This window comes from Brevundimonas sediminis (assembly GCF_048799765.1).
Taxonomy (GTDB): Bacteria; Pseudomonadota; Alphaproteobacteria; order Caulobacterales; family Caulobacteraceae; genus Brevundimonas.
In genome coordinates this window covers 35,635-61,305 of record NZ_JBLYQK010000003.1, presented here as the reverse complement: position 1 = coordinate 61,305, position 25,671 = coordinate 35,635, and the positions used below count along the sequence as shown (strand labels likewise).

Here is a 25,671-nt window from a genome sequence, read left to right as displayed (position 1 = left end):
TCTACAGGAGACGCCCCCGCGGATCAACCGCGCGGGCCGAAAAGGATCACGCCTGCGCCGATCAGACACACCGCGCCGCCGATCATATCCCAGCGGTCCGGCGGGCTCTTCTCCACCAGCGCCATCCAGATCAGGGAGGCGCAGATATAGACCCCGCCATAGGCCGCGAAGGCCCGCCCCGCCGCATCGGTCGGCACCAGGGTCAGCAGCCAGGCAAAGGCGATCAGGCAGGCTGCGCCGGGAACCAGCCACCACGGCGACCGGTCCAGCTTCAACCAGGCCCAGAAGGCGAAACAGCCCGCGATCTCCGCCAGCGCCGCCAGCGGATAGACAAGCAGCAGCTTCACTCGCCGCCGTCCGTCTTCGCCGCCATCTTGGCCAGCAGGCGTCCGCGCCCCTTCGACAGGGCGTGGATCACGCCCCGGAAGGTCGCGACCTCCTGCTCGCTGAAAGCCGCGCGGCCCAGCATGACGCGCAGGTTCTGGCTCATCGAGCGCTTCTTCTCCGGCGGATAGAAGAACCCGCCGGCCTCCAGCTCGTTCTCCAGATGCTCGTACATCCCGACCAGCAGATCATTGGAGGCTGGCGGCGCCTGATCGCGGAAGCGCGGCGGCGGGGCGTCGAGGATCAGGGTCCGCCACTCATAGGCGTTGATCGCCACCGCCTGCGCCAGGTTCAGCGAATGGTGCCTGGGGTCGATGGGAATGGTGGTGATGCCGCTGGTCAGGGCGATGTCGGTCGTCTCCAGCCCGGCGCGCTCGCCGCCGAACAGCAGGCCGGTCTTCAGACCCGAGGCGGTGTCGTCGTACAGGATGCGGGCGGACTCGCGCGGGGTGCGCACCGGCATCCGGGTCTCGCGCGGGCGGGCGGTGGTCGAGAAGACGGTGTTCAGGTCGGCGATGGCCTCCGCCACGGTGTCGAACACCTTCACCCCGTCCAGCACCCAGTCGGCGCCCGACGCCGTCGCCCAGGCGCGGTCCTGCGGCCAGCCGTCGCGCGGGCTGACGAGGCGCAGCTCGGACAGGCCGAAATTGGCCATCACCCGCGCAACAGCGCCGATATTGTCGGCCAGCTGGGAACGATCGAGGATGACGACAGGAGGAGTCAGGTCGGACATGGCCCGTCCCTACCCCTCCCGATCAGTCAGCGAAAGACGAGATCAGTCCTCGCCGTGCATCGCCAGCCAGGGATCGGCCGTCCCGGCCTCGACCTCGGCCACCTTCACGGCAGGCCAGCCGATGTTGTCGTCAGCCGAGTCGCGCCAGGCCAGGATGTAGAAGTCCCGCAGTTCCGAGGCCCCCGCCGCCAGACGGGCAATGGTGAACTCAGCGCCGCGACGGTCGCCGTCCGCGAAGCCACCGGCCTTCTCCAGACGGTAGAAAGGCGTCACCTGCGACAGGGTCTGGCGCAGGTACGCCGGCACGCGGGCGCGCAGGTCGAAACCGTCCAGCTGCGGCGCGGCCATGGCCGCCTCGATGGCGTCCAGACGGGCGACACGGGCGGTGAAGGCGCCCTCGAACATGCCGTGGGTCTGACGCGAGGTCGTGAAGCCTTCCGGATTCGGCGTGTTCCGGTCCCAGCCGTTGTAGTGGATGGTCGTGTGGTGCGGTTGCGAGCCGTCGCCGATGTAGTGGCCCAGCACCCCCATGTCGCGCAGGATCAGGGCCTCGCGGCGCTCCCGGTCCACCCGATACCAGGCTTTCTTCATCTCGTCGGTTTCACGCGCTTCCTGGGCGTTCAGCACCCGCCAGTAGGCGAAGTCCCGCACCAGGTTCTGGTAGGCGTCCCAGATCGCATAGGGCAGATAGCCCGCATCATCGACATCCAGACCCGCGCGGGTCAGGGCCGCGTCATACTCCGACTTCAGGCGCGGCAGGGCGTCCACCGACGGGCCCGAAGCATTGAAGACGAAGCCGTTGTCATCCAGATCGACGAAGTGGGCCGTGTCCCGTTCGCGGTCGTGGGGCTGACCGCCGCCCTTCCAGCGATCCGGCTCGCGGGCCAGTTCGCCGACATCGGCGGCGGCGGCGGGCGTCCGCAGGAAGGCCGGCATCTCTTCCGGCAGGCCCCGCACGGCGGCGACGCCGATCAGCCGGTGTCCGGTATTGCCCCAGGCCTGAACGGCGGCAGGGACGGCGACGGCGGCCACCACGCAGACGGCGGCGGCGGCGAGGGCGAAACGCTTCATGGGACAGGATCCGGACAGTGGAGGCTCAGCGGGTTAAATGGGCCTCGGCGTCAGGTCCAGCGGAGTCTTCGTCACAGCTTGACCGGATCGGCGCGAGACCCCTAACCCTGCGCGTCCCGTTCAGGAGGTGTCCCGTGTTCAAACGTTCCCTGCTCATCGCCGTGGCTGCCACGGCCCTCGCCTCCTCCGTCCAGGCCCAGACCGCCGCCCCGGCGCCCCGCCACCTGCCGGTCGAGCAGGCCCGCATCGAGGCGCACGAGGCCTTCCTGGCGGGCGACGCCCTGCGCGGTCGCGGCAGCGCCACCCCGGACGAGGCGGTCGCCGCCGCCTATGTCGCCGCCCGGTTCGCCGAATACGGCCTTAAGCCCGCGCCCGGAATGACCGGCTATCTCCAGACCGCCGGCGTCGTCCGTCGCGAACCGACCGCCCCGGGCCGCCGCGCGCGTTGGGACGTGGTCTCGCCCGAAGGCGCCGACCGGATCACCACCAACGCCATCGGCTGGCTGCAGGGCTCGGACCCCGAGGCCGGCGTGCTGATGATCTCGGCCCACCTCGACCATCTGGGCGTCCGCGACGGCGTCATCATGCACGGCGCCAATGACGACGCCTCGGGCGTCGCCGCCGTGCTGGAGCTGGCCCGCACCCTCGCGGCGGGCGAGCAGCCGAAACGCTCCATCCTGTTCGTCTGCTACGGCGCGGAGGAGATGGGCCTGCTCGGCTCCCTGTGGTTCGCCCGCAACCCTCCGGTGCCGATCAGCAGCATCGTCGCCAATCTCGAGATCGAGATGATCGGCCAGCAGGATCCCAACATGCCCGACGGTATCATGATGATGACCGGCTTCGAGCGCTCCAACTTCGGCCCGACGCTGAAGGACCGCGGCGCCCTGATCGCGCCCGACATCTATCCGGACCAGCATTTCTTCGAGCGGTCGGACAACTACCAACTGGCCCTGCAGGGCGTGGTCGCCCACACCATCTCCGGCTGGGCCACGATCCCGAACTACCACACCGCCGACGATACGATCGAAAACTTGGACTTCCCCTTCATGACCCGGGCGATCCAGTCGCTGGTCGAGCCGATCCGCTGGATGGCGACGGGTGACTTCAGGCCGGAATGGGTTGAGGGCGGCCGACCTGTTCCGCGGCAGCCGCAGTAGCAGCGGCTAGCGGATGCCGAACGCCTGTTCGACCCGCCCCACCCAGGCCCTGACCTTCGGACAGGCGGTCAGGTCGAAATCGCCCTCATGCGCCACGCGGGTGTAGGCCACCAGCGCCAGATCGGCCAGCGACACCGCTTCACCCGCCAGCCAGTCGCGCCCCGCCAGCCCGGCCTCCATACGCGCCAGCGCCGCATAACCCTTCTCGATCAGCCGGGGATCGATGTCCTCCGCCGCCCGCCCGGCGATGGCGCGCTGGAAACGTACCACGGCGATGCAGGGCTCATGGCTGTACTGCTCCCAGAAAAGCCATTCGAACATCCTGGCCCGGTCATAGCCGTCCATCGGTATCAGGCCCGTCCCCTCGCCCATGTGGACAAGTATGGCGTTGGACTGCGCCAGCGGCCGTCCGTCCTCCAATACAATCGTCGGCGTCTGTCCGGCGGGGTTCAGGGCCAAAAACTGTGGAGATCGCGTCACACCCGATGTGACATCGGTTTCGATCCAATGATAATCACGCCCCAGCCAGTCGAGCAACCACTTGACCTTCAAACAGTTGCCCGAACGAATATCTCCGTAGACAGTAAGCATCTCGTGCCAGCAAAGAGTTGTTGATCTGCGAATACAGCTTACAGACTTGTCAGCGCCAGCCAACCGCAGCTCCGCTTGACCATGCAGAAGCCCTGCTTATCCACCGCTCATCCGGACAGGTGGTCGCAGCAGATTTGTCAGGCCCGCCTTTTGACACAATTGGAAACGAAAAGCCGCTCGCCGGACGCGTACGGGGCCGGTGATTCCGCGAGCCTGCTCATGTTCGGCGCCACCGCCGCAGTCGCCCTCATCTGGGCGATCACCTTCCCCGCGCAGGCGGGCGTCATCGGTGAACCGGTCACCTACGAAGCGGCTTCGGCGCAGTCGTGGGGCTCGGAGCAAACCGGTCTGACGGACGAAGGTTCCAATGACGGCGCTGTGGTCGAACTGACCTCTGAACAACAGGCCCTGATGGACGGCGACGCCCGCTGGAGCGCCTCGGCGCGCCTGTATCATGCGGGTGGCGGCGGCGCGACGGGCAACGACAGCCTCGGCTGCCGTCCGGTCGCCATGCGCACGGTCGCGGTCGATCCGCGCTACATCCCCCGCCGCAGCGTCCTGTTTATCCGCGAGACGGTCGGGCTGCGTCTGGCCGATGGCACCGTCCACGACGGCTACTGGTACGCCTCCGACACCGGCGGCGCCATCAAGGGACAGAAGGTCGATCTGTACACCGGCCACGGCCGCGGTTCGATGCGGCAGGCCATGCGCCTGAACATGCGCACCCTGACGATCGCAGACGCCGGGCGCTTCGACGGCTGCCCGCCGGACTGGGACGACACCCCCAGCCGCAATGCGCCGCTGATGGCCGCCGCCGCGCCGCGCGCCACGGGCGTCGCGAACTAGGTCGCGAGCGACAACCCACAAGACATCAAACCCCGGCTCTCAGGAGCCGGGGTTTTTCTTTGCTCAGACCTTGAAGGCCAGGAAGCCGTCATCCACCGGCACCGTGGCTCCGTTGATGGCGGAGGCGGCGTCGGTGAACAGGAAGGCCACCACACTGGCCACCTTTTCAGGCTGGATCAGACGGTTGTGCATGTGTTGCGCGGCCAGCGGCGCCTTCACGCTGTCATCTTCCCCCAGGATCGGCGTGTCGATGAAGCCCGGCGCGACGCCGACAACCCGGATGCCGTGCTCGGCCAGTTCGAGCGCACCCGACCGGCTCATGGACACCACGGCCGCCTTGGCGGCGTTGTAGTTGAAGCTGCCCCGCGCGGCGATCGAGCCATAGATCGAGGCTGTGTTCACGAACGTACCCTTGGCGCCCAGTTCCACCATCTTCTTCGCGCCGTAGTACAGGCCGTAATAGACGCTGTGCTGATCGACCTCGATGACCTTCAGATACGAGGCCGGGTCCATCTCCAGGAACGGCTTCACCAGCCCGATCCCGGCGTTGTTGAACATGCCGTTCAGCGTGCCCAGCTTCTCGACCGCGAAATCGACCAAGGCCTCGATCTGCTCGGCCTTGGACACATCGACCTTGTAGGCGAAGGCCTTGACGCCCAGCGCCTGAACTTCGGTCGCCACCGCCCCGGCGCCCTCAAGGTTGAAGTCGGCGACGATCAGGTTCGCGCCTTTCTTGGCCAACGCCAGACAGGCCTCGCGGCCGATCCCGCTGGCGCCGCCCGTCACGATGATCGCCTGATCCCTGAGTTCCATCGCTAAGCTCCTCTGTAATGGAGCCGTCGACATAGGGATCCGCAGGCAACTGTGCCCGTAACTGCGGCGAAATGTGATCGGGTGAACGGCGATTTACGCCACCCCTAGAATTTCCGCTTGCCGCTGATCGTCTCGAAGAACATCCGCCAGTCGCCCATCAGGCTCCACAGCGGGTATTTGAACGTCGCGGGCCGGTTCTTCTCGAAGAAGAAATGGCCCACCCAGGCGAAGCCGTAGCCGATCACCGGCATCGCCAGCAGCCACCACGGATTCAGGGTCGCCACAGCCATGACCAGCGCGCCCAGCACGAGAGCGGAACCCACGATGTGTATCCGTCGGCACGTCTTGTTCGAGTGTTCGTGGATATAGAACGGATAGAACTGGCTGAACGACTGATAGCGTTCGCCGGGCGCGGGTTGACTGCTCATCCCGACAGGTTCCGCCCGGAACACCGTGCGGTCAAGCGTTCACCATGCCTGTCAGCCGACCGGTAAGCTCCCTGACGCACACTGCGGCTGAAGGGAGTCTGCCATGCAAGTCTTCGCCATCGCCGCCGCCGGCCTCTCGGACGCATCGTCCCGCTTCGCAGCAAGCGCGGAGCGCACCGCCCGTGCGCCGCTCGACAATCTTGCGGAAGAGTCTGTCGAGCGGATTGAGGCCGAGACCGCTTTCAAGGCCAACGCCTCGGTCCTGAAGACCGCGGATGAGATGTACGGAAGCCTGCTGGATATCCTCGCCTGAGCGGAGCTCAGTTTTCCTCGACGCTCGGCTCCGGGCCGAGCAGCCGCCGCACCGCGGGCCAGATCTTGATCAGGGCCGAAAGGAAGCCGACCACGGTCGAAACCCACTGGAAGGCGCTCCACACCCAACCGAACAGGTCGCCGTCGCCCACGGCCCGGCTCAGCGGGAACAACAGTCGCGCGACGCCGATCTGGAACGCCGCATAGGCTTGGGAGTATTCGATCGACCGGTCGGCGAAGAAGGCCACCGCCACCGCCGCCGACACCGGTGCCCACAGCAGGGGCAAGGCCAGCAGAACCGCCAGCACCAGGATCGCCAGCTTGGTGCCCAGGGTCTGGCGCGACAACAGGGTGGCGATCAGCCCGCCGCCCAGAGCCAGCGCGGCGCCGAGCAACGCCGCCGGCAATACCAGATCCGTGGCCGGTATCAGATCGACAACGAAGGCCGTCGCCCGGATGGCCACACCGCACAGGAGGAAGGATGCGATCCACAGGGCCGCATACTGCCCCAGACGGCTCTTCAGATGACCCAGGCTGAGCATGACGGCGATCCCCGCGGCGACGATGCCCAGAATGAACCGTGTTCTTGCGACTGTCGATGCGGCTCAGGCTGGGTTAGGCTGCCCCATCATCGATCCGGAGCCTGAGCCGATGCCCTTCGTCGACATCACCGTCATTCCCGTGAAGACCGGAAACAAGGCCGCCTATCTTGACCATTCCGCCCGGACCTCGCCCCTCTTCCGCGAGGTCGGCGCCCTGTCCGTCACCGAAACCTGGGGCGAAGACGTCCCGGACGGCAAGCTGACCGACTTCAAGCGCGCCGTCGCCCTCGAGGACGGCGAAACTGTCGCCGTCGGCTGGATCACCTGGCCGGACAAGGCCACCCGCGACGCCGGTTGGGAAACGCTCATGCGGGACGAGCGGCTGATGGGCGGCGAACCGCCCTTTGACGGCAAACGCATGATCTACGGCGGCTTCGACCTCGTCGCAGAACACTGAGGCTCAGGCCGCGCGTCGGCGTCCCCGCCACCAGAACAGCGCGGCCACGGCCAAGCCCGCCACCGCCAGGCAAACCCCCGCGAAGACGGGCCGCACGGCGAACCAGGAGACGGCGATCACCACCGCGCCGATCGCCAGCCCACCCACGGCCGCCAGCGCCCCGGCGCCGAAGCGGACCACCGCGCCCAGCGGCGGCAGGACGTCTGCCAGGGTCGAGATCGGGCCGAGGATCAGCCCGAGACCGAACATCAGGCCCGCCACTCCGACGGCGCGAAGGATCCAGCTCAGCATCCGGGCGCCGTCCTTCGCCTGACGGAACATCTCCACCGCGGTGACGGAGCCCATGCTGGTCAGGTAGATTTCCGAACCATTCCGGGCCACGTACGGCGCAAGCGCCCCGGTGCTCTGCGCGGCCGCCACGCTGACATCGGCCAACGGGGCCGAGAGATAGCGGACCCGCAGATCGCCAACGACCGGGTTGGCCGGGTCAGCGCCGACGTACAGGGCGTCATTCTCCACCTTCACCGGGCGCGAAAGCGCGGCGGCCAGGCGTTGGGCATGCTCGTCTGTGACGACAACCGGCGACGTCGCAGGCACGGCGTCAAGCAGGCGGCGATCGACGCGATACGCCCCCAGACGCCCTTCGGCGGCGGAAATCGTGGTCGCATCGACGGGCGGGGCCGGGTTCTCATGCCCGGCGGGCGCATGGAACTCCGAGGACGCCACGGGGGAGTCGGACCATCCCCGCTGGTAGTCATAGGTGGTCACCGTTTCCTCGCCCCCGCCGAGTTTTGTGCGGGTCTCGCTCCGGCGGGTCTCCACCCACTGATAGACTTCAACCGTCCGGCGCAGGCTGACGCCCGGGGCGGCGACGCCGCTGAGCGGGTCCTCCCGCGCGCCATCGACCGTGAGCGGTCCCGACAGATGCACGAGACGTCCCTCATTGGCCGGATCGATCCGGGCCAGCGGCGCCTCAACAACATTTCTCGCACCTTCGCCCAGCCCGCGCATACGGGCGATCGCGTTGCCCTCGTTCCAGGCCAGAAGCCCGATGGCCAGCACGACGATGACAAAGCCCGCCAACACGCCGGTCACCGCCGCGCCGAGCCGCTGGAACCACGACCGGTGCGTGGTTTCTGTAATCTGATCCGGAGCCATGAGCCCAACCTGTGATGGAGTGAGGAACAATGAACGCCGCCGCCAGGCTTTGACAACGGCGTTCGATGTCAGACGGTCAGGATCAGGGGGTCTCGGTGATCAGCAGACGGGCCGGAGCCGTGCCGCCCGAACCGAACTTGCCGACCCAGATGTCGTACGTGCCGCTCTGCGGACGGCTGAAGCGGACTTCGGCATCGCCGTCGCCGTAGCTGTCATCGTCACAGTACCAGCGCCCGTCCGGGCCATTGATGATGAGGGTCGTGTCTTCCGACGACAGCGTGCGGAAGACCAGCGGGAAGGAGCCCGCCGAATAGGTCACCTCGAAGTCCGGCGCGGTCGAGATATAGCCGGTGCAGGCGCCCGGCAGGTTCGCGCCGTTGACGCCGCCGCCCGCCTGTACATTGACCGTATAGGGGTCCGGGGTGAAGCCGGCGCTCAGCCGGATTTCACCGTAGGTCGCAGTCCGCCCGGCGTCCTGGGCGGCGGCGGAGCCGGCCATGCAGGCCAGGGCGAGGGTCAGGGCGGCAACGGTCTTCATTGTATCGTTTCCTTGCGGGCGTCGGTGGACGCAGTTGGGGTGAACCCGGGGCGACGGCGCCGCCCGGCAGGTCTTGACCCTCGAAGCTTGACCATTCTCGCCGCGGGATTACAGCACCATGGATATGGCGGTTGGCAGCCTTCCCGAACCGGTGATCCTGATGCCTGGAAGCGCCGGATGAAGGGTCGGCTCCACCCGTCCCCGGGGAAAGACTGATCAGATGCGTGAACCGATCGCCGAAGCCGGCCCCTGGCTGGACCGGAACCTGAAACATCTGTTGCCGCGCCTGAGCGTGCGCGCCCGTGACCTGATCGGCTTCCTGCTGGTCATCGGGCTGGTCCAGGCCGCTTTCTGGGCCTTCTACGCCTCCCCGCTGTGGCCCAAGCCGTCGACCGTCGAGCTGGATCGCATCGCCTTCACCCAGACCCGCCTTGCCCGCCTGCCCAAGCCCACGCCGCTCGCCGCCGCACAGGCGCGCTACGAGACGGTCGAACTGCCGCACACGGAGTGCTGCGAGCCCCATTATCTCGCCCTCAGCCTGACCTTCGATCTGGCCTCCGTTCCGGAGGAGGGCCTGGGTCTCGCGGCCTACCAGCAGGTGGACAACTTCATCGTGCTGGTGAACGGATCGGTGATCGTCTCCCGCGGCGAGATGGCCTACCCGGACCAGGCCTTTGAAGGCCAGCGCCCGGTCGTCGAGCGCATACCGGCAGGCCTGCTCCGCACCGGAGCCAATGACCTGACCTTCATCACCGTGCGTCAGGGCATGCCCTACACCGATCTCGTTCCGCCCATCCTCGCGCCCTGGTCGCAGGTCAGCGAATGGGCGGGCGTAAGGCTCTGGCGCACGATCGACTATCGCCAACTCTCGGTCTGGACGACCTGCATCATCGGCCTGTTCGCCCTCATGATGGTCTTCCGCGCCGAAAGGAAGCGCTTCGCCCTCTGGCTGGCCGCCCTTTGCGCCGCCTGGACAGCCTACGGCCTCTACGGCCTTGTTCTCGATCCGCCCTTCGGCGGCCTGATGCGCCTTTGGCTCTTCTTCGTCGTCAACGCGATGACGGCGACGGGTCTTCTGGGTCTGATCGACGCCTGGACCGATCGCCCCTGGCCGCGACTGCAGGCCGGCCTGGTTGCGGGCTTCCTGGTGTTCATTTCGACCTGCGGCGTCTGGCTCGGCCTTCGCCCCATGCCGGAAGCCTATGACGTCCCGGCGATGCTGTGGATGTGGGTGTCGGTCGCCCTCGGCGCGCTGGTCGTGATCCGCCTGCTCTGGCACTTCGCCACGGGCCCCGAGCCGAGGCGGCTGGAGGCGGCGCTCCTGTCCATCTGCGCGACCTGCGTCGTCCTGGATGCGATGGGCGAGTATTTCGGCCTGACCCCGGGCGGCTTCCTTCTGGACTCGACCCCCGTCCTGCTGCTGGCGCTGGTCGCCGCCTTCGTGCAGCGCAACTTCACCCTTTTCCAGTCCGCCGTCGGCCTGAACCGCTTGCTGGGCGACGCCCTGGCCGCCCGCGAGGCGGAGCTGGACGTGGCCCATACCCGCGAGCGTGACCTCGTGCGCCATCAGGCCCATGACGACGAGCGGCGCCGGATCATGCGCGACATGCATGACGGCCTCGGCAGTCAGCTTATGAGCATGCTTCTCGCCGCACGTCGCGGGGTCGCCGACAGCGAGCAGGTGGCCGAAGGGCTCCAGTCCGTCATCGACGAGATGCGCCTCATGATCGACTCGATGGACTCGGTGGGCGAGTCCCTGGCCTCGGCCCTGGCCACCTTCCATGAGCGGGTGCGTCCGCGCATCGAGGCCGCCGGCTTCGCCCTCGACTGGACCGCCGACGTGCAGGGCGCCCTGCCCGACTATCCGCCGCGGACCCTGCTGCAGCTGTTCCGGATCCTGCAGGAGGCCGTCAACAACGCGCTGAAGCACTCCGGCGGCGACCGCATCGCGATCAACATCCTCGCCCGCCCGTCCGCTCCCGTCACCCTGACGGTCACCGACAACGGCAAGGGCGGCGTCCTGTCCGGCAAGGCGGGACGCGGCCTGACCAACATGCGCACGCGGGCGGCCCTGATCGGCGGGGTTGTCGACATCGACTCCACCGAAGCGGGCGTCACCGTCGCCCTGACCCTGACCCCGGCCGCCGCCGACGTGGTCCCAAGCTGAGTTCGCCATGTCCGACGCCCCCCGCTCCATCGCGATCCTCGAGGACGACCCCAATGTCGCGCGGCATTTCCGTGAGATTGTCGAGGGCGTCCCCGACCTGGGCTTGGTCGGAATGGCCGATTGTCTGGCCGACGCCCCGGCCCTGCTCGACTTCGGCCCTGACCTTTTCCTCACCGACATCGGCCTGCCGGACGGAAGCGGCCTGACCTTCATTCCCGGGATCAAGGCGCGCCTGCCGGAGTGCCGGGTGCTCGTCATCACCGCCTTCGGCGATCGCGACACAGTCGTCTCGGCGCTGAATGCGGGTGCGGACGGCTATCTGTTGAAGGACAGCAGCACCGCGGTGATCCTGGACGGCATCCGGGCCACCCTGGACGGCGGGGCGCCGATCAGCCCCTCCGCCGCCGTCTATCTGCTGGAACGTCTGCGCGCGCCAGAGGCTGAAGCGGCGCCGGACCTTTCCACCGACGAACGGCTGACCCCGCGCGAGGTTGAACTGCTCGAACTGTTCGCCCGTGGCCAGAGCTACAAGGCCGCCGGCCGCGCCCTGGGCATTTCCCCCCTGACCGTCGGCAACCATGTGAAATCCATCTACCGCAAGCTTCAGGTCCATTCCCGCGGCGAGGCCGTCTATGAGGCGGTGCGTCGGCGGCAGCTGTCGCTCTGAACCGTCAACGGCAGAACCGGGTGTCCGTCGCCTCAAGATGCAGGTGGTCGGCATGGACGGTGTTGTAGTCCGGGCTCAGCGTCGTACCGAAGATACGGCAGGCGTCATCCCGGATGCGTCGCAGGAAGCGCTGCTCGGCCTCATCCCCGCCGAACCAGTCGTCCTTCAGACTGACACGCCGTCCGTCGCGAAGACGAACCCCGGCCACATCCACCGCCGCGGCCTGCGCGTGGGCGCTGATGCGGTTGCTGACCCCGCCGTTGTTCACATTGCGACAGGCGTAGGCGCCGAAATGGTCGATCTGGACCACATCCGAGCCGAGGATCTCCCGCGCCGCCGGCTCCAGTGACTGTCGCCGCCAGACACTCAGCGCCAGCGCCGCGCGGCAAGTCATCTCGACATCGCCGGGCGCCAGCCGCGCCACCGTGCCCATGTCGGGGCCCAGCACCCCGCCCGCCGCCAGCCCGCACGCCTGCGGGTCGCCCTTGTCCGGCGTCGGCCGGAAGGTCACCCGCGCGGCCGTCAGCTGGGCCATGCACTGGGTCAGCTCGGCGCTCTCCCGGATCACCGCGCCCCGCGTTCCACCATCGATCGGCCGGTCGATCAGGGCTCCGACCAGCGGCGCCTCTGTCGGCGAATAGGGCGTGGGGTACGACGTCACGGGCCGCCGCTCCGGCGTCATCGGGCTGCAGCTCGCCAGAAGGAAAGCGACGGTCAGGATCGGCGGGAGGGCGCGCATGGGGGCGAACGCTAGGGTGATTTGCGCGGGGGCGGGATCACCAACACGCGATCCTTCTCCCGGCAACGGTCCGAGCAGAACTTCACCTGGTCCCAGTCCCGCGCCCATTTCCTGCGCCAACTGAACGGAAGGCCGCAGGCGGCGCAGGCCTTGGTCGGCAGATCGCCCTTGGCGGGCGCACGGCCCAGATTGACGTGCTTGCGGCTCATGCGGGCGACGAAAAAGGGCGGCCCTTTCGAACCGCCCCCTTCATCATCAGCTGTCCAGGAAGCTGCGCAGCTTCCGCGACCGCGACGGGTGCTTCAGCTTGCGCAGCGCCTTGGCCTCGATCTGCCGGATCCGCTCGCGCGTCACCGAGAACTGCTGGCCGACCTCTTCCAGGGTGTGGTCCGTGTTCATGCCGATGCCGAAGCGCATGCGCAGGACCCGCTCCTCGCGCGGCGTCAGCGACGCCAGCACGCGGGTGGTGGTTTCGCGCAGGTTCGACTGGATGGCGGCGTCGATCGGCAGGACGGCGTTCTTGTCCTCGATGAAGTCGCCCAGGTGGCTGTCTTCCTCGTCCCCGATCGGGGTTTCCAGCGAGATCGGCTCCTTGGCGATCTTCAGGACCTTGCGCACCTTCTCGAGCGGCATGGCCAGCTTTTCGGCCAGCTCTTCCGGGGTCGGCTCGCGGCCGATCTCGTGCAGCATCTGGCGGCTGGTGCGGACGATCTTGTTGATCGTCTCGATCATATGCACCGGGATGCGGATGGTCCGCGCCTGGTCGGCGATCGAGCGGGTGATCGCCTGACGGATCCACCAGGTCGCATAGGTCGAGAACTTGTAGCCGCGGCGGTACTCGAACTTGTCGACCGCCTTCATCAGACCGATGTTGCCTTCCTGGATCAGGTCCAGGAACTGCAGGCCGCGGTTGGTGTATTTCTTGGCGATCGAGATCACGAGGCGCAGGTTGGCCTCGACCATTTCCTTCTTCGCCTGACGGGCCTCACGCTCGCCCTTCTGCACGGTCTGGACGATGCGGCGATAGTCGTCGATCGGCAGGCCGGCTTCGGTCGCCACGGCGGCGACATCGGCGCGAATGGAAGCGATCTGGGACGCTTCATTGTCGCTGAACTTGGTCCAGCGGACGCCCATTTCCTTGATGCCTTCAGACCAGTTCGGGTCCAGCTCCTTGCCGAAATAGGCCTTCAGGAACTCGGGACGTGAAATGCCGTAGCTGTCGGCCAGACGCAGCAGGCGTCCTTCCAGCCCCATCAGACGCTTGTTGATCGCGTAAAGCTGCTCGACCAGCGCCTCGATACGGTTGTTGTTCAGCTTCATGGTCTTCAGGCGACCCGAAATGGTCGCCGTCAGGCCGTCGTAGGTCTTCTGGTCCTTGGCGCTGAGCGCCTCACCCTTGAGACGGGCCTCGACCAGCTTGTCCTGCAGCTTGCGGAAGCCACCGAAGTCGGCCGCGATCGCGTCCAGCACTTCCATGACCCCGTCACGCAGTTCGGCTTCAAGCGCCGAGATCGACATGCCGCCGCCGTCGTCGAAATCGTCATCGTCGTCGTCCGACTCCGGCTTCTCCTCCGCCGCGGCCGGCTCTTCTTCCTCTTCCTCGCTCTCGGCGGCCTGGCCCTGGTTGTGCGGCAGGGACGACGGGTTCAACACGCCGTAGGTCGCGTCGAGGTCAATGACTTCGCGCAGCAGGATGCGGTTGTTCGCCAGTTCGTCGCGCCACACCATGATGGCCTCGAAGGTCAGGGCGCTTTCGCACAGACCCGAGATCATCGCGTCGCGACCGGCCTCGATCCGCTTGGCGATGGCGATTTCGCCCTCGCGCGACAGCAGCTCCACCGAGCCCATCTCGCGCAGGTACATCCGCACCGGGTCATCGGTGCGGTCATAGGCGGCCTTGGCGGGGGTCTCGGCCACCGAAGTCTCGGCGCGCTCGGCGACTTCGCCGCCCTCACCGTCCTTCTGCTCGGCGTCTTCCTCGGCCTCGACGACGTTGACGCCCATCTCGGACAGCATCGCCAGGGTGTCCTCGATCTGATCGGGGGTCACCTCTTCGGACGGCAGGACCTTGTTCAGCTCCTCCATCGTCACATAGCCACGGGTCTTGGCCTGCTTGATGAACTTCTTGACGCCGGCGTCGGTAAGGTCGAGCAGCGGGCCGTCGCTTTGAACTTCGGCTTCCTGCGTCTCGGTCTGGGCGCTCATTCAGTCTTCTCTCCGGGCGCGGGCTCCGATGGACCCCTGCCGATACAACGTGTGGCGAGTTCGTTGGTTTACGATCTCGCGCTGTCTTCCCAAATTTCTCCGGTCTTGATCGCGCGACGCAGCGCATCCCGCTCGGCCTTCAGCCGGCGGAACGCCTCGTCCTGCCCCGGCACGCCACGCGCCGAAGACAGGGCGTCTTCCAGGGCGGCGACGCGGGTTAACGCATCGAACGCCTGCGACCATCGGATCCTCGTCTCGCCGAGGGGCTTGTCTGCAGCCAGGAAAGGCGCGCCGGACTTCGCCGCCGCCTTCTCGACCTCGCGCATCAAGACGTCATGACCCGATTGCGCCAGATGGCGACGGAGCGCGGCAGAGTCAAGGTCTTGCAACGCTTCTAGTGCAGAGCGCGAGACTGATCGGACCAAATCTCACCGCTCGCGATATGGCGATCCAAAGCATCCCTTTGGGACTTGAGCCCTGAGAATGTCGGCAGATCAAAATAATGATCGCTTTTGAGCTCGTTCAACGCTCGGCTAAGAGCGAGAGCCTGCAGCATGACATCGATTGTCTTCGTTAGATCTTCCCGGACCTTTTCCGCAGTTGCCGTCGCATCCAAGAAAGGCGCGTGGGCAACGCGCGCCGTCCGATCTATCCGGCGCAGCGTATCTTCATGCCCCAAGGCGATTAACCTAGAGCGGATCAACCCCTCCCCGAATACCTCAACGTCGTATGTCATTGAAACGAGGTCTCGGATTAGTTTGTCCAGACCAGCATCCCCGAACGTTTGGGTGGCCAAGAGTTCCGCACGCTCCTGAGCCAGAGCAGGATGGGAGATCAGCCCCTCGACAACCGCCGAAACAATAGGCTTCGGTGCCTGAGACAACGTAATCGCCGCCGCCCGGGCCTCGGGAGTCACATCCATAATCGCTTGCGATGCGCGCGCCTTGCGGTCCCGATAGATTACACGATTGGCCTGCTTCCTCTCTTCCTGGGAGGGACGAACATGTTGGTAGAAAGACCCTACCAAGAAGTCTTTGTAGGTACGTGAGAGGTCTGGATCTGCAATGGTTGCTGCAGCTTGGCGGAGCCGAACCAGAAGGCCAGCCTCCTTTTCAGGAGTACCTAAGTCGCCAATCGCCTCTCTCTCCTTTTCGAAGAGCATCCGCGAAAATGGAACCACCTCTTGCATCGCTTGACGTAGAGCTGGCGCTCCATTGTCACGCAGTATGTCGTCAGGGTCCTTGCCACCGCTCAACATCACAAAGCGGAATGAGCGGCTCGGCTTCAACAACGGAAGGGCTCGCTCGATAGCACGAGAGGCTGCCCTCTGACCTGCACCGTCACCGTCAAAGCAGAGTATCGGCTCTGCGCTAGTTCGCCAAAGAAGCGCCATCTGTTCTTCGGTAAGAGCCGTACCCATCGGAGCTACAGCCGGAATCCCCGCTCGCTGGCAGGCGATCACGTCCATGTAGCCTTCGACCACCACGATCGACTGATCGCTCTTGCTCTCTGCACCCAGAATGCGCCGAGCTTCCGGCAGGCCGTACAGGGTCGCGCCCTTGTGGAAGAGCGGGCTTTCGGGACCGTTCAGATATTTGGCCCGATCGTCCGGGTTCATCGCCCGGCCGCCGAAGCTGACGATCCGCCCCCGCGCATCGAGGATGGGGAACATCAGCCGGTCGCGGAACCGGTCATAGGGCTGGCCGCCGCTCTCGGGCGAGATCAGCAGCCCCGCCTCGACCAGATCGCCCGGCTTGGCCCCGCGCTGGATCAGGGCCTGCTTCAGCCCTTCGCGGTCATTGGGGGCGTAGCCGAGGCCGAACCGCTCCCACTGATCCTCCGGCAGGCCGCGACGCTCCAGATATTCGCGCGCCGCCTTGCCCGGCGAGCGGCGCAGATTGGCCGCGAACCATTTCTGGGCCAGGTCCATCCAGTCGTTCAGGCCCTGACGCTTCTGCTCACGCTCCTGCGCCTGCGGGTCCTCGGCGGGCAGCTGCATCCCCGCCTCCGCCGCCAGCCGCTGCACCGCCTCGACGAAGCTCAGCCGCTCGGTCTCCTGCAGGAAGCTGATGACGTCGCCATGCTTGCCTGACGAGAAGTCGTGGAAGAAGCCCTTGTCGTCATTGACGAAGAAGGACGGCGACTTCTCTTTCGAGAAGGGCGACAGGCCGACGAACTCGCGTCCCTGACGCTTGAGCTTCACCGACCGTCCGATGATGTCGGACGGGCGAAGGCGAGCCTTCAGTTCATCAATGAAGCGGTCATCAAAACGCACCGGAGCAGATGACGTGAGTCGGACAAATCGGACAGCACAGGTTCTGTGAACCCACAACTACCGACAGCCATACTCAACTCTCCCAAAGTTACCCCAAGAGATATCTACAACCGGGATGCGGCATTTTTGGACGCATCGTTAACCCACGCGGGACCTTTAGATTTACGTTTCATTAACCAAGAAGGCGAAACAGCGACCCTAACCGTCTGATTCAAAGCGCAATTTCTTGGAACTATCCACAGCTCTTGTGGATTATTCACGCAACCGTCCCAGAAACAGGACGGCCTCTGACGGTCTCGCAGCGGACGCTGCGTCGCCGCCCGGATCGAAAGACCGCCATGTTCATCGCCATCGCCCGTCCGGCGGTGGAGCCCCAAGGCCCCGACGCCGTCGCCGTCCCCGGTTCCCCCGCCATCCCGTTCGTCTCGCCCCGCGCCCTGCATGCGCGCCTGCTCGAGAACGCAGCCCTCAGGCGGTTGCGCGGACTGGAGCGACGGCGGGCCAACCGTCCCGAGGACGCCGACTACTGGCTGCATGCCGCCCCGGTGGCGGTGCGCAAGGCCTGCGCCCTGCGCGAGGACGTCAGCTTCGCCCCGTTGCCCTGATCGCCCGCCAGAGCGGGCGCCCCGGGCTATTTCATCGAGTCCGCGAACCGCTGGAACAGGTACAGGCTGTCCGTCGGCCCGGGCGACGCTTCCGGGTGGTGCTGGACGCTGAACACCGGCTTGCCCTTCAGGGCGATGCCGCAGTTGGTGCCGTCAAACAGGCTGACGTGCGTTTCTTCCACCGCGTCCGGCAGACTGTTCCGATCCACGGTGAAGCCGTGGTTCATGGACACGATCTCGACCTTGCCGGTCGTCAGGTCCTTCACCGGGTGGTTCGCGCCGTGGTGGCCCTGATCCATCTTCACGGTTTTGGCGCCCAGCGCCAGCGCCAGCATCTGGTGACCCAGGCAGATGCCGAAGACCGGCTTGCCGCTTTCGACCAGCTTTCGGATCTGCGGCACGGCGTAAGCGCCGGTCGCCGCCGGATCGCCCGGACCGTTCGACAGGATGACGCCGTCCGGATTGCGGGCCAGCACCTCTTCCGCGGTCGTCGTGGCCGGGACGACGGTGATCTTCGCGCCGGTCGAGGCCAGCGCGCGCAGGATGTTGCGCTTCACACCGTAGTCGATGACCACAACCGACTTGTCGGCGGCGTCGACGCGCGGGTGGCCCTCCGGCCATTCCCACAGTCCCTCGTCCCACTCGAACGCCTGCAGGGTCGAGGCGGGCCTGGCCAGGTCAAGGCCGACCAGACCGGTCCAGGCCTTCGCCTCGGCGACCAGGGCCTCAAGGTCGAAATTGCCGTTCGGATCGTGGGCGATGACCGCGTGAGGCGCGCCGGTGTCACGAATGCGGGCGGTCAGGGCGCGGGTGTCGATGCCCGCCAGGCCCACGACACCGCGACGGGTCATCCAGCCGTCGAAGTCGCTCTCGGCGCGATAGTTGGCCGGATCGGTCGGCACGTCGCGGAAGATCGCCCCCCGCGCCGCCGTGTCCGCCCCGCCGCCGATCTGCTCGATGTCCTCGACGTTCACCCCGACGTTGCCCACGTGCGGGAAGGTGAAGGCCAGGATCTGGCTCATGTAGGACGGGTCGGTCAGAATTTCCTGATAGCCGGTCATGGCGGTGTTGAAGACCACCTCGCCCAGCGCCGTGCCGGTCGCGCCGCAGCCCACGCCCTGGAAGATCGTGCCGTCCGCCAGCGCCAGAACGCCCGTGACGCCGGGAAGAAGGGTCTGGGTCATGGCGGGCTCCATCAGGACCGGGATTCCGGCGAACAAACGGCGCGGTGGTTAGGCCCCCCGGCCCTCAGGGTCAACGCGTGATCCTGACTTTCTCAGGAATACGAACCAGGCGACGGTCATAAGGATCACAAAGCCGCCCGTCGGCAGGACGTACCCGGGCGCCGCCGCGGCCACCGCCGCCACCGCGAACAACAGGCCCAGCACCGCCACGACCCGCGCGCCCGGCGTCTTCGCCATCCGGAACAGCGACAGGGAGCAGACGGCATAGATGCTGAGGGTCAGCACTGAGGTCACACCGACCAGGATGTTGAACTGACCGCCCAGCGTCGGCTGCCCGGACAGAACCGCGATCACGCTCATGAAGGCCGCGCCCAGCAGGGGCGTGACGACCGGCGTCTTCGTGGCGGACCCGAAGCCCGACGGCAGATAGCCCTGTTGCGCCGCCGCCCGCGCCGTCTCGCCGCCCATCATGGTCCAGCCGCCGATCGTGCCCAGGGTCTTGGCGATAGCGCAGATCGCCACCACGCCGGCGATCGAACCGCCGAACACCCGCGCCGCCAGGTCGGCGTATGGGCTGGTGGAATGGGTCAGTTGCGAAAGCGGGATCACACCGAACACGGCGACGGTCGCGGCGATGTAGACCACCGTCGCCAGCAAGGCGCCCGCCACCGACGCGCGGCGCACATCCACCGCCGGATGGCGCACGCGGTGCGACAGGGCCGCGGCGCTCTCCACCCCGAGATAGGCCCAGAAGATGATGGCGAGGGAGGCCGGGACCGTCTTCAGCAGAGGCTCGCCCGACGGACTCCAGGAGGCGGCGAACAGCGCCGGATCGAAGGCCGCGGCTCCGGCCGCGACCGCGATGACAATAGGGATCAGCCCCACGACCAGCGCCGCGGCGGCCAGCCAGGAGGCCGTGCGCGCCCCGATGATATAGGCGACGGTCGCGACCCAGATCAGCGCCAGGTTACAAAGGGTGGCCGCCACGGGATTCTTCAGGACCGGCCAGAAGAAGCCGAGATAGCCGGTCGCCGCGACCGCGACGGCGACATTGCCGACCAGACAGGCCATCCAGAAGGCCAGCGAGACCTGGAATCCCGCGAACCGGCCCAGGCCCTTCTCGGCGAAGCCCGACAGGCCGTCCGCCTTCGGCGCCACCCGCCCCAGCGCGCCGAACACCAGCGCCAGGGTGCAGGCGCCCACCGCCGCCACCAGCCAGCCGATCAGACTGGAACTTCCCGTCGCGGCCAGACTGACCGGCAGCATATAGAGCCCCGAGCCGATCATGTTGCCGGCGACGACGAGGGCGGCCAGCCCCCAGCCCAGCTTCTGGCGGTCCGAAAGCGGGTCTTCCGGCAGCGGGAGGGGATGATCTGCATGGCTCATGCGCGAGACGTGCCGTCGCGCGAGGCTTTTCGTCAACCGGCGCCGTATCAGATCGTCAGCGCATCCATCCCGGCGAAAACCGCATGGGTGGCGCCGGCCTGATGCGCCGCCAGCCCCCTGTCCGGCCTCAGGTTCAGCAACATGACCTGGCCGCAGACCTCGCGGCACGCCCGGATCAGGGCCGCCGCCGTCGCCCAGTCCTTCGCATGCTCGTGATGGACCCCGGCGAAGTCGACAGAGAGGCATCGCGCCCTCACCCCCGCCAGCCGCCGCACCGCCCCGACGTCCGGGGACAAATGCAGGATCGCCGCCTGGTTGGCGGTATCGAAATGGCTGATCGCGGACTGGATCGCCTCCGGCGGCGCCTGCTCCACCCCGCCCATCACTTCCACCAGCAGCGCCCCCGGCTGGTCGTGCTGCATTTCAGTGCACAGCAGGGCGAACCGCCCCTGGCTGGTCGCGACTGTTCGCCAGAACACAGGCAACACGCCGCTCTGGTGCGTCCCCAGCCTCAGGAGGTCGAGGCCCTGGTGCAGGGTCTGCAAATCAATCCGGCGCAGATCGGCCGCCTCGAGCGTACGCCGCCCCATCCCCGTCAACGCCCGCTCGCCGCCCTGGTGACGGACCGTCCGGCGTATCCGCCGACTCACCGGGGTCGACAGCGAAAGGTCAAAGACAGGCTGGGCGGCCAGGGTGACCGTCAACTCCTGCCGGGCGCGGGTCACCATGGTGAAGGTCAGGCTCTCGTAGGGCATCGCATAGGCGCGCCGCTGGAGCGGAAGGAGGGCTTCCGGCTGATCGCCCGGCGGATCGGATGCGCCCCGCCCCGCCCCTGATTCCACCGTCCGGTCTTCATCACCCCACGGCGGGTCGTCGGGCGGACCGATCCGCCCTGTCGGAGTTCCCATCATGACCGGCGTCCTTGCGAGCGCCCCCCGGGTTCTGCCTGATCAGGGAAATTGCGCCGCGTTCGCAAACATATCCCTGACAAACATGGTCAGTTTCGCATTGATCATTAACGCCCCGGCGTTCAGGCGTTCGACTTCCGTGCGAATTCAATTCCCTGAGCCTGACATGAGCATCACCACGGTCGGCCTCGATGCCGACGACACCCTCTGGCACAACGAGACGATTTTCAGGCTGACCCACGCCCGCTTCGTCGACCTTCTGGCTGAGCACGGGGACGAGGCGCTGATCGAGGCCAGGCTGGCCGACGTCGAGCGACGCAACCTCCGGCTCTATGGATACGGGGTTAAGGGATTTACCCTGTCGATGATCGAAACCGCCATGGAACTCACCGACGGCAAGGCCCCGCCCGAGGTCGTGCGCGAGATCCTGGCGGCCGGCCGCGAGATGCTGGCCCACCCCGTCGAGACCCTGCCCGGCGTCGACGAGGCCCTGGCCGCCCTCGCCGAGACCTACCGGCTTGTCCTGATCACCAAGGGCGACCTGATGGACCAGGAGCGAAAAGTGGCGGCGTCCGGTCTCGGCGATCTGTTCGCGGCGGTCGAAATTGTGTCCGAAAAAACCGTCGATACCTACGCCCACATCTTCTCCCGGCACGGCACAGGCCCCGCCGAAGCCGTCATGGCCGGCAACTCGATGAAGTCCGACGTCCTCCCCGCGCTCGCGGCCGGCGCCTTCGCCGTTCACATCCCCTACGCCATCACCTGGGCGCACGAACTCGCCGACGCGCCTGAAGACCACGCCCGCTACGGGGCGCTGGATCAGATCGCCGATCTCCCGGAGTGGATCGCCAAGCGTTGCTGTATTTGATATAACGCAGCTTTGTTCCGACGTATTTCAAAGTTTTTTTGAGATGATGCTCGACCGCCTCACAGTCGTCACACATAACATCGAAATATTGCAATAATGTCAGAAATGGTCTTGACCGGGCACATCTGAGGTGAGTTTGTGGCCTCGCTCTGGCTTGGGGGAGGCAGTGCAAGGCGTACCCCTTACCTGGATTGAGATTCACATATGATTGTTATGCGTAGCCACCTGTTGGCCAGCACCGTGCTGGCCGGCGCGATCGCCTTTGCCGCCCCGGCCTGGGCTCAGACCCCCGCCGACCAGACCGCGGCGGAACCGCAGGACTCGACGGAACTCGGCGAAGTCGTCGTCACGGGCTCGCGCATTCGTCGTAGCGCCGAAAACGCCCCGACCCCGCTGATCCAGGTCCAACGCGAGGACCTGCTGTCGACCGGTCAGACGACGGTGATCGACTACCTCGCCACCATCCCGGCCCTGTCGAACTCGGTGGTTCCCTCCGACACCACGGGCTCCGGCCTGGGGGACGGCGGCCTGTCGCTGCCGAACCTCCGCTCGCTCGGTTCGAACCGCACCCTGACCCTGGTCGACGGTCGTCGTCACGTGGGATCCAGCGGCGGTCAACTGTCGGTCGACGTCGACACCATCCCGCGCCTGCTCATCGAGAACATCGAGATCGTCACCGGCGGGGCCTCGTCGGTTTACGGCGCCGACGCCGTCTCGGGCGTGCTCAACTTCGTGCTGCGCAAGAATTTCGAAGGTCTGGAGATCGACGCCAACTACGGCATGATCAACCAGAACGGTGAAGCCAATAAACGCATCTCGGCCCTGGCCGGCATCAACCTGCTGGACGACCGTCTGAACCTCTACCTGCACGGCGAATACGAGCAGGTCGACGAAGTCACCTCGCTGGACATCGACTGGCTTCGCAACGCGCCGGTGCGCATCGGCGTGGATGCCGATCCGACCACGGCCCGCAGCGACGGCATCATCGACTCGCGCGTCTACACCGGCGTGAACCGTATCGACCGTCCGCGCTGGGGCCAGACCACCCTGGCCAACGTTTCGCAGCCCAGCGCCCTGAACAACCCGAACATTCCGTATGAGGACTGCTTCTCGGGCACCGGCTCGGCCGCCCACTTCACCTACAGCGCCAACTGCTTCGGCGTTCAGCCGGGCAAGACCTACTGGTACGACGGCACGACCGCCCGCCTCGCCGACTTCGGTGAGCGCGTCGGCGAGACCGGCATCAACCGCCCGTACAACCTCGGCGGTGACGGCGAGAACCCGGCGACCTTCAGCACCGGCTCGCGGGTCCCGCGGTCGGAATCGGCCCGCTTCCAGACCGGTGCGACCTTCGCCCTGACGTCGAACATCGACCTCTATGCCGAAGCCAAATACGTCACCGAAGACACCTACGATCTGGCGCAGCCGACCTTCTACGACATCGATCTGGTGAACTCGTACGGCGCGGACAGCGTCAACCCGATCTACAACGTCGCCAACTTCGACCTGCGCTGGAGCGACAACGCCTTCCTGCCGCAGAACGTCAAGGACGCCATCGCCGGCAACCTGGTGACGCCCTACGGACAGCCGACGGACACCACGCCCGGCGCGGCGCTGGCGCCGATCCTTCTGCAGAACGCGCGTCACAGCATGTTCGGCCCGGATCGCACCCAGGACAACACCCGTGAACTCCAGCGCTACGTCGTCGGTGCGCGCGGCTGGTCGGACGGCATCGGCTTCGTCCGCAACATCAGCTGGGACATCGGCTACACCTACGGTCAGGTCGAAATCGAGAACCGCGAACGCGGCACGGACTCGCAGCGCTTCGCCCTGGCGGCGGACGCCGTGGTCGACGTCGCGGGCGAGGTCAACGGCACACCCGGCGAAATCGTCTGCCGTGTTCAACTGCTCGATGCCCGCAACGTCCCGAACGGCGCCCTCGACATGGGCACCGGCGAAGACCTGCGCGACAGCGCCTACGGCCGGCAATCGATCAACGACTGCACCCCGCTGAACGTGTTCGGGAAGGGCAACCAGACCGCCGAAGCCCTGAACTACATCGATGCCGTCATCGCGATCACCGAGCGCAACGAGCAGGAACAGGCCGTCGCCAGCGTCGCCGGTGAACTGTGGGACTTCTGGGGCGCCGGCCCCATCGGAGTCGCCCTGGGCGCCGAATACCGTCGCGAAGGCACCGAAGCCACGGGCCGCGACCGCGACACCGCCGGCCGTCAGTTCCTGTTCCTGAACTCGGGCCCGGACTTCGATTTCGTCGAGTACGAGAGCGAGGAGCTGTTCGCTGAACTGTCGCTGCCGCTGTTCCGCGACAGCTGGCTGGGCGACTACGCCGAGATCAGCGGGTCCTACCGCTACGCCGACTACTCGACCGTCGGCGATGTGAACGTTCACGGCGTGAACCTGGTCTACCGTCCGATCCCGGACATCGCCTTCAAGACCAGCCTGAACAGCTCGGTCCGCGTGCCCGATCTGGCCGAGAATTTCGCGCCCTACAGCCAGACCTTCCTGAACGGCTTCGTCGACCCGTGCGCCACCCTGGTCATTGCCGCCCAGGATGCGGAGACCCGGGCCAACCGGATCAACAACTGCACCAGCCTGGCCACCGCGGCCGGTTACACCTTCGACTTCGCCGGTGCGACCGCGAGCAACGCCGACGACTACAACCCGGTCTACACGTCCGGCATCGCCGGCGTCAGCGGCGGCAACCCGTTCCTGGAACCGGAAGAATCCGACAGCTTCACCTTCTCGACGGTGTTGCAGCCCCGCTTCTTCCCGGGCTTCTCGCTGGTGCTCGACTACTATGAGATCCAGATCGACAACGTGATCTCGTCGGTCTCGGCCCAGACGGTCGCCAACAACTGCGTCAGCGGCGCGACCCTGAACACGGCGGCGTGCGCGACCATCTTCCGCAACAACCCCGACGTCCCGTTCGGCGTCGGCGCCCCGGTGGGTGACGCCATCGGCGGCTTCATCGAGGGATCGGTCAACTACGCCAAGCTCGAGACCCGCGGCCTGGACTTCACCGGTCGCTACTCGTTCGACATCGAGCAGCTGACGGGCAAGGCCTGGGGTCGTATCGATTACGCCCTGGCCGGCTCGTGGCTGATCGAACAGAACGAGTATCTGAACGCCGACGACCCGTCGGACCAGACCGCGCTCGCGGGCACCCTCTACTACCCGCGGGTCCGCATGAGCTCGTCGCTGACCTGGACGCCGAACGACGTCTGGAGCGTGAACTGGACCGCCGACTGGCAGTCGGCCCAGGACATCATCCAGATCCGTGACGCCGTCTCGAACAACGACCAGCGTGAATACGCCGAGTTCGATACCGGCGACTTCACCCGCCACGACTTCACCGTGCGCTGGAACGTCCGCAACGACCTGTCGCTGCGGGCCGGGGTGGTCAATGCGTTCGATGCGGAGCAACCGACCTATCTGGGAACGACGCTCTACTCGAACTTCGACCCGTACGGCCGTCGCTTCTTCATCGGCCTGAACTACCGTCCGTTCTGATCGAACGACACGGCAGGAACGGAGGGCGGCCCGCAAGGGCCGCCCTTTGTCGTTTCGGGGACGGAATCCTTCTTGCCCCCGGAGGTCCGCGTCTTTAGACGGGCCG

Annotated in this window: 26 protein-coding genes; 9 read left to right on the top strand and 17 right to left on the bottom strand. The window is 66.5% G+C overall.

The window, feature by feature from the left end; translation table 11 throughout:
- Positions 1–23: 23 nt before the first annotated feature.
- Genes ACLQ7T_RS02930 through ACLQ7T_RS02920 form a run of 3 tightly spaced genes read right to left on the bottom strand, consistent with a single transcriptional unit; the run spans position 24 to position 2,188 of the window.
- Positions 24–347 carry a YnfA family protein gene (locus ACLQ7T_RS02930; RefSeq protein ID WP_420478058.1) on the bottom strand — a complete coding sequence of 108 codons (324 nt, stop codon included), beginning with the start codon at positions 345–347 and terminating at the stop codon, positions 24–26.
- Positions 344–1,117 carry an RNA methyltransferase gene (locus ACLQ7T_RS02925; RefSeq protein ID WP_420478057.1) on the bottom strand — a complete coding sequence of 258 codons (774 nt, stop codon included), beginning with the start codon at positions 1,115–1,117 and terminating at the stop codon, positions 344–346. The genes ACLQ7T_RS02930 and ACLQ7T_RS02925 overlap by 4 nt, the downstream gene beginning before the upstream one ends.
- A 42-nt stretch (positions 1,118–1,159) precedes the next feature.
- Positions 1,160–2,188, bottom strand: coding sequence for a S1/P1 Nuclease (locus tag ACLQ7T_RS02920; protein WP_420478056.1), 1,029 nt, complete (start codon positions 2,186–2,188; stop codon positions 1,160–1,162).
- Positions 2,189–2,322: 134 nt separating this feature from the next.
- Between ACLQ7T_RS02920 and ACLQ7T_RS02915 the strand changes: the two genes are divergently transcribed.
- Complete coding sequence (locus tag ACLQ7T_RS02915) at positions 2,323–3,345, top strand: M28 family metallopeptidase (RefSeq protein ID WP_420478055.1); 1,023 nt, start codon at positions 2,323–2,325, stop codon at positions 3,343–3,345.
- A 6-nt stretch (positions 3,346–3,351) separates the two neighbouring features.
- Here the strand turns inward: ACLQ7T_RS02915 and ACLQ7T_RS02910 are convergent, their stop codons facing one another.
- A complete protein-coding gene (locus ACLQ7T_RS02910) occupies positions 3,352–3,936 on the bottom strand; it encodes a glutathione S-transferase family protein (RefSeq protein WP_420478165.1) in 585 nt (194 codons plus the stop codon).
- A 219-nt stretch (positions 3,937–4,155) separates the two neighbouring features.
- On the opposite strand from ACLQ7T_RS02910, the gene ACLQ7T_RS02905 reads away from it, so the two are divergent.
- The gene (locus tag ACLQ7T_RS02905; RefSeq protein WP_420478054.1) at positions 4,156–4,782 is read left to right on the top strand and encodes a 3D domain-containing protein; all 627 of its coding nucleotides are present in this window, start codon (positions 4,156–4,158) and stop codon (positions 4,780–4,782) included.
- Positions 4,783–4,845: 63 nt separating this feature from the next.
- Here ACLQ7T_RS02905 and ACLQ7T_RS02900 read toward each other — a convergent pair whose 3' ends face one another.
- Both ACLQ7T_RS02900 and ACLQ7T_RS02895 read right to left on the bottom strand, forming a co-directional pair.
- On the bottom strand, positions 4,846–5,595 hold the full coding sequence (locus ACLQ7T_RS02900; protein WP_420478053.1) for an SDR family NAD(P)-dependent oxidoreductase: 750 nt from the start codon (positions 5,593–5,595) through the stop codon (positions 4,846–4,848).
- 104 nt (positions 5,596–5,699) lie between these two features.
- On the bottom strand, positions 5,700–6,023 hold the full coding sequence (locus ACLQ7T_RS02895) for an Mpo1-like protein (RefSeq protein WP_420478052.1): 324 nt from the start codon (positions 6,021–6,023) through the stop codon (positions 5,700–5,702).
- A gap of 103 nt (positions 6,024–6,126) precedes the next feature.
- Between ACLQ7T_RS02895 and ACLQ7T_RS02890 the strand changes: the two genes are divergently transcribed.
- On the top strand, positions 6,127–6,336 hold the full coding sequence (locus tag ACLQ7T_RS02890) for a flagellar basal body rod C-terminal domain-containing protein (RefSeq protein ID WP_420470893.1): 210 nt from the start codon (positions 6,127–6,129) through the stop codon (positions 6,334–6,336).
- A gap of 7 nt (positions 6,337–6,343) precedes the next feature.
- On the opposite strand, the gene ACLQ7T_RS02885 is transcribed toward ACLQ7T_RS02890, so the two are convergent.
- A complete protein-coding gene (locus ACLQ7T_RS02885; protein ID WP_420478051.1) occupies positions 6,344–6,877 on the bottom strand; it encodes a hypothetical protein in 534 nt (177 codons plus the stop codon).
- Positions 6,878–6,986: 109 nt separating this feature from the next.
- On the opposite strand from ACLQ7T_RS02885, the gene ACLQ7T_RS02880 reads away from it, so the two are divergent.
- On the top strand, positions 6,987–7,334 hold the full coding sequence (locus tag ACLQ7T_RS02880) for a DUF1428 domain-containing protein (RefSeq protein WP_420478050.1): 348 nt from the start codon (positions 6,987–6,989) through the stop codon (positions 7,332–7,334).
- 3 nt (positions 7,335–7,337) lie between these two features.
- Here the strand turns inward: ACLQ7T_RS02880 and ACLQ7T_RS02875 are convergent, their stop codons facing one another.
- Together ACLQ7T_RS02875 and ACLQ7T_RS02870 are read right to left on the bottom strand one after the other, a co-directional pair.
- Complete coding sequence (locus tag ACLQ7T_RS02875) at positions 7,338–8,492, bottom strand: TMEM43 family protein (RefSeq protein WP_420478049.1); 1,155 nt, start codon at positions 8,490–8,492, stop codon at positions 7,338–7,340.
- A gap of 82 nt (positions 8,493–8,574) precedes the next feature.
- Positions 8,575–9,030 (bottom strand): peptidase S1, encoded by a 456-nt coding sequence (locus ACLQ7T_RS02870; protein WP_420478048.1) that lies wholly within the window; start codon positions 9,028–9,030, stop codon positions 8,575–8,577.
- 220 nt (positions 9,031–9,250) lie between these two features.
- Between ACLQ7T_RS02870 and ACLQ7T_RS02865 the strand changes: the two genes are divergently transcribed.
- Both ACLQ7T_RS02865 and ACLQ7T_RS02860 read left to right on the top strand, forming a co-directional pair.
- Positions 9,251–11,197, top strand: coding sequence for a sensor histidine kinase (locus tag ACLQ7T_RS02865; RefSeq protein WP_420478047.1), 1,947 nt, complete (start codon positions 9,251–9,253; stop codon positions 11,195–11,197).
- Positions 11,198–11,204: 7 nt separating this feature from the next.
- Positions 11,205–11,864: a response regulator gene (locus ACLQ7T_RS02860; RefSeq protein ID WP_420478046.1), complete on the top strand. Its 660-nt coding sequence runs from the start codon at positions 11,205–11,207 to the stop codon at positions 11,862–11,864.
- Between the two features lie 4 nt (positions 11,865–11,868).
- Here the strand turns inward: ACLQ7T_RS02860 and ACLQ7T_RS02855 are convergent, their stop codons facing one another.
- From ACLQ7T_RS02855 to dnaG, 5 genes are all read right to left on the bottom strand, one after another.
- Positions 11,869–12,603 (bottom strand): extensin-like domain-containing protein, encoded by a 735-nt coding sequence (locus tag ACLQ7T_RS02855; protein ID WP_420478045.1) that lies wholly within the window; start codon positions 12,601–12,603, stop codon positions 11,869–11,871.
- 11 nt (positions 12,604–12,614) lie between these two features.
- Positions 12,615–12,812: a DUF2256 domain-containing protein gene (locus ACLQ7T_RS02850; protein WP_420478044.1), complete on the bottom strand. Its 198-nt coding sequence runs from the start codon at positions 12,810–12,812 to the stop codon at positions 12,615–12,617.
- A 46-nt stretch (positions 12,813–12,858) separates the two neighbouring features.
- The gene (gene rpoD, locus ACLQ7T_RS02845) at positions 12,859–14,808 is read right to left on the bottom strand and encodes an RNA polymerase sigma factor RpoD (protein ID WP_420478043.1); all 1,950 of its coding nucleotides are present in this window, start codon (positions 14,806–14,808) and stop codon (positions 12,859–12,861) included.
- A gap of 68 nt (positions 14,809–14,876) precedes the next feature.
- Positions 14,877–15,134 (bottom strand): hypothetical protein, encoded by a 258-nt coding sequence (locus tag ACLQ7T_RS02840; protein WP_420478042.1) that lies wholly within the window; start codon positions 15,132–15,134, stop codon positions 14,877–14,879.
- A 68-nt stretch (positions 15,135–15,202) separates the two neighbouring features.
- Positions 15,203–17,083 carry a DNA primase gene (dnaG, locus tag ACLQ7T_RS02835; RefSeq protein ID WP_420478041.1) on the bottom strand — a complete coding sequence of 627 codons (1,881 nt, stop codon included), beginning with the start codon at positions 17,081–17,083 and terminating at the stop codon, positions 15,203–15,205.
- 338 nt (positions 17,084–17,421) lie between these two features.
- On the opposite strand from dnaG, the gene ACLQ7T_RS02830 reads away from it, so the two are divergent.
- The gene (locus ACLQ7T_RS02830; protein WP_420470904.1) at positions 17,422–17,688 is read left to right on the top strand and encodes a hypothetical protein; all 267 of its coding nucleotides are present in this window, start codon (positions 17,422–17,424) and stop codon (positions 17,686–17,688) included.
- 26 nt (positions 17,689–17,714) lie between these two features.
- Here the strand turns inward: ACLQ7T_RS02830 and carA are convergent, their stop codons facing one another.
- From carA to ACLQ7T_RS02815, 3 genes are read right to left on the bottom strand one after another with little or no spacing between them, the layout of a single operon-like run.
- On the bottom strand, positions 17,715–18,872 hold the full coding sequence (carA, locus tag ACLQ7T_RS02825; protein ID WP_420478040.1) for a glutamine-hydrolyzing carbamoyl-phosphate synthase small subunit: 1,158 nt from the start codon (positions 18,870–18,872) through the stop codon (positions 17,715–17,717).
- 48 nt (positions 18,873–18,920) lie between these two features.
- Positions 18,921–20,258: an amino acid permease gene (locus tag ACLQ7T_RS02820; RefSeq protein ID WP_420478039.1), complete on the bottom strand. Its 1,338-nt coding sequence runs from the start codon at positions 20,256–20,258 to the stop codon at positions 18,921–18,923.
- 47 nt (positions 20,259–20,305) lie between these two features.
- Complete coding sequence (locus ACLQ7T_RS02815; protein WP_420478038.1) at positions 20,306–21,169, bottom strand: hypothetical protein; 864 nt, start codon at positions 21,167–21,169, stop codon at positions 20,306–20,308.
- 163 nt (positions 21,170–21,332) lie between these two features.
- On the opposite strand from ACLQ7T_RS02815, the gene ACLQ7T_RS02810 reads away from it, so the two are divergent.
- Both ACLQ7T_RS02810 and ACLQ7T_RS02805 read left to right on the top strand, forming a co-directional pair.
- The gene (locus ACLQ7T_RS02810) at positions 21,333–22,034 is read left to right on the top strand and encodes an HAD family hydrolase (RefSeq protein WP_420478037.1); all 702 of its coding nucleotides are present in this window, start codon (positions 21,333–21,335) and stop codon (positions 22,032–22,034) included.
- A gap of 204 nt (positions 22,035–22,238) precedes the next feature.
- Positions 22,239–25,565, top strand: coding sequence for a TonB-dependent receptor domain-containing protein (locus tag ACLQ7T_RS02805; RefSeq protein ID WP_420478036.1), 3,327 nt, complete (start codon positions 22,239–22,241; stop codon positions 25,563–25,565).
- Positions 25,566–25,671: the final 106 nt, after the last annotated feature.